Source organism: Vibrio sp. 10N.222.46.A1 (genome assembly GCF_041473595.1).
Taxonomy (GTDB): domain Bacteria; phylum Pseudomonadota; class Gammaproteobacteria; order Enterobacterales; family Vibrionaceae; genus Vibrio; species Vibrio tasmaniensis_A.
On record NZ_JBFRSN010001160.1, the window covers coordinates 1 to 1,439 of the forward strand.

Annotated in this window: 2 protein-coding genes; both read left to right on the forward strand. The window is 46.8% G+C overall.

Features of this window, described 5'->3' with window-relative positions:
* The coding region (locus AB4496_RS24770) for a proton-translocating transhydrogenase family protein (RefSeq protein WP_372103568.1) at positions 1-510 on the forward strand (510 nt) is incomplete at its 5' end.
* 10 nt (positions 511-520) lie between these two features.
* The coding region (locus AB4496_RS24775; RefSeq protein WP_372132462.1) for an NAD(P)(+) transhydrogenase (Re/Si-specific) subunit beta at positions 521-1,439 on the forward strand (919 nt) is incomplete at its 3' end.

Sequence of the window (1,439 nt, forward strand, 5' to 3'; positions counted from 1 at the left end):
GATGGCAACATCAATATTGACTTTGAAGATGTCGTGCTACGCGGTGTTACCGTGGTTAAAGAGGGTGAAGTCACTTGGCCTGCACCACCAATTCAAGTTTCAGCTCAACCACAACAAGCTAAGCCCAAAGCGGTTAAACCGGAGCCTAAAGTTGAAGAGCTGGTTTCTCCAATTAAGAAAGTGGCAGGCATGGCGGTTGCTGTAGGTGCATTTGCTTGGGTAGCTTCAGTTGCTCCTGCTGCGTTCTTATCTCACTTTACCGTTTTTGTACTCGCTTGTGTGGTGGGTTATTACGTCGTTTGGAATGTAAGCCATTCTCTGCATACGCCTTTGATGTCCGTAACTAACGCGATTTCAGGAATCATTGTAGTCGGTGCACTGTTACAGATAGGACAAGGAAGTGGCGTTGTCACGTTCTTATCATTTATTGCCGTATTAATTGCAAGTATCAACATCTTTGGTGGCTTTACCGTAACCAAACGTATGCTTGAAATGTTCCGTAAAGACTAAGGAGTGACAGATGTCTGAAGGATTAGTACAAGCAGCTTATATTGTGGCTGCTGTATTCTTTATTATGAGCTTGGCTGGGTTGTCGAAACAGGAATCTGCGCGTGCAGGTAACTATTACGGTATCACGGGTATGGCAATCGCGTTGATCGCGACGATCTTTGGCCCACATTCTGCAGGTATTGTATGGATCATCATTGCTATGGTGATCGGTGGTGGTATTGGTATCCACTACGCAAGAAAAGTAGAAATGACTGAAATGCCTGAGCTGGTGGCAATTCTGCACAGCTTCGTAGGTATGGCAGCAGTACTTGTAGGTTACAACAGTTACATTGACCCACCTGCTACCGTTTCTATCAACCCTGCTGATATTCATGCAGAGCACGTGATCCACCTAGTGGAAGTGTTCCTTGGCGTGTTTATCGGTGCGGTGACGTTCACGGGTTCTATTGTTGCGTTTGGTAAGCTTCGCGGCGTTATCTCTTCGTCTGCATTGAACATCCCTCATAAGCATAAGTGGAACCTAGCGGCGATCGTAGTTTCTACACTACTGATGATTATGTTCGTTAAAGCGGACGGCAGCATGTTCGCGCTAATGGTGATGACTCTTATCGCATTCGCATTCGGTTACCACCTAGTGGCATCGATTGGTGGCGCAGATATGCCAGTGGTTGTCTCTATGCTGAACTCATATTCTGGTTGGGCAGCAGCAGCGGCAGGTTTCATGCTTGCGAACGATCTGCTTATCGTAACCGGTGCATTGGTTGGTTCGTCAGGTGCAATTCTTTCTTACATCATGTGTAAGGCGATGAATCGCTCTTTCATCAGCGTTATTGCTGGTGGATTCGGCCAAGATGTGGTTGTGTCTGATGGTGATGAAGAGCAAGGTGAACACCGCGAAACATCAGCTGAAGACGTGGCTGACATGCTGA